The sequence below is a fragment of the Ignavibacteria bacterium genome (genome assembly GCA_025612375.1).
Taxonomy (GTDB): Bacteria; Bacteroidota; Ignavibacteria; order Ignavibacteriales; family SURF-24; genus JAAXKN01.
The window spans coordinates 1-1,534 of record JAAXKN010000118.1; the positions used below are offsets into that span (position 1 = coordinate 1).

Consider the following 1,534-nt stretch of genomic DNA (forward strand, 5'->3'; position numbering starts at 1 on the left):
GGTCGTGTCCCAGGAGATGGTGTAAAAACGGTCAGTGGCATTCGCCAGGACTTGACTGTGAGCCTCTGCGGGCGTGGTGAAGGCCGGTTGCAGCCGGGCCCTGTAAGGGCCGGCCATGGCAAGTAAGCCTACCACGCCCGCACTCACAGTAAAGTCCTGGTGGTGCGTTGTGGGTTCCTCTGGTGGGTGGTAACAGTGGGGTTAGTCGGCGGCCAGGAGTCCGCTGACGTTGGGCGGTGTTCCGAGTTCGGAGAGTTTGCTCATGGACTCCTGGCTGAAGTACCGCCGGCCCGTCAGCCACTCGTCGTTCTGCTCCGCGAGAACGGCACCAACCAGTCGAATTACAGCTGCCCGGTTAGGGAAGATCCCGACCACATCGGTCCGGCGCTTAATCTCGAAGTTCAGCCGTTCCAGGGTGTTTGTGGAGTGGATCTGCCGGCGATGTTCGGAAGGGAAGGCCATGTAGGCCAGGACGTCCTCAGCAGCGTCGTCCAGCAGAGCCGCAACCTTGGGGTACTTGTCCTGGAGACCATCGGCAACTCGGCGCAGTTGTTCACGAGCGGCTTCCTGGTCTGGCTGTACAAAGATCGACCTGACAGCTGCCCCTACGACGTTCTGGGCCGCCTTGGGGATCTGCGAAAGCACGTTGCGCATGAAGTGCACCCGACAACGTTGCCAGGTGGCCATACCTAGTGCGGCATTCAGCGCCCCCTTCAGGCCTTCGTGGGCGTCGCTAATCACCAGCCGCACCCCGTGTAGGCCCCTCGCCACTAGGCTTCGCAGGAAGCTGAGCCAGAAGGTGCGGTCTTCAGCTGGCCCCAGGTCAAGGCCCAGCACCTCACGCTCGCCTGTGGAGCGGACGCCGACCGCAACCACGGCCGCCATACCAAGCACATGCCCATTTTCTCGGACCTTGATGTATGTAGCGTCCAGCCAGAGATACGGGTAGGCCGCATCGAGGGGACGGTTGCGGAACTGCTCGACCAGGTCATCCAGCTCGGCGCAAATCCGGGAAACCTCGCTCTTGCTCACGCCTTCGAGGCCAAGGCTCTTGACTAAGTCGTCGACCTTCCGCGTGCTTACGCCGTGGACGTATGCCTCTTGCACCACGGTCAACAGGGCCTTTTCCGTCCTCCGCCGCGGCTCCAGAAGGGACGGGAAGAAGGACCCCTCCCGAACCTTGGGGATCTTGAGGTCAATGCTGCCAACCCGGGTATCCCAAATGCGGTCACGGTAGCCGTTCCGGTACACCTTACGCTCTGCGGTTCTCTCGTGCTTGTCGGCCCCGGTCTTCACCTTGACCTCGAGTTCCATGACGGCCTGGGCCAGTACCTTAACCCCTTCCCGCAAAAAGTCAACGTCTTTCGTCGCACCCAACCTATGGAACAGCTCGAGAATGGTCATACTGTTATTGGCCATTGTGGTCCTCCTTGGGATGTTTCTTGCCAGCTACACCCACTTAGAGGAATCCCCACAATGGCCATTTCTCATAACGTCACCGTTCACTTTTTACACCACGTCCCGGGACTCAAAC

At 60.3% G+C, this 1,534-nt stretch carries 1 protein-coding gene; it reads right to left on the bottom strand.

The window, feature by feature from the left end:
• Positions 1-201 precede the first annotated feature (201 nt).
• On the bottom strand, positions 202-1,419 hold the full coding sequence (locus HF312_21575; GenBank protein MCU7522801.1) for an IS256 family transposase: 1,218 nt from the start codon (positions 1,417-1,419) through the stop codon (positions 202-204).
• Positions 1,420-1,534 lie beyond the last annotated feature (115 nt).

Excerpts from the sequence above, each read along its gene's own strand:
- HF312_21575 (MCU7522801.1), bottom strand. The coding sequence starts at position 1,419 with ATGGCCAATAACAGTATGACCATTCTCGAGCTGTTCCATAGGTTGGGT.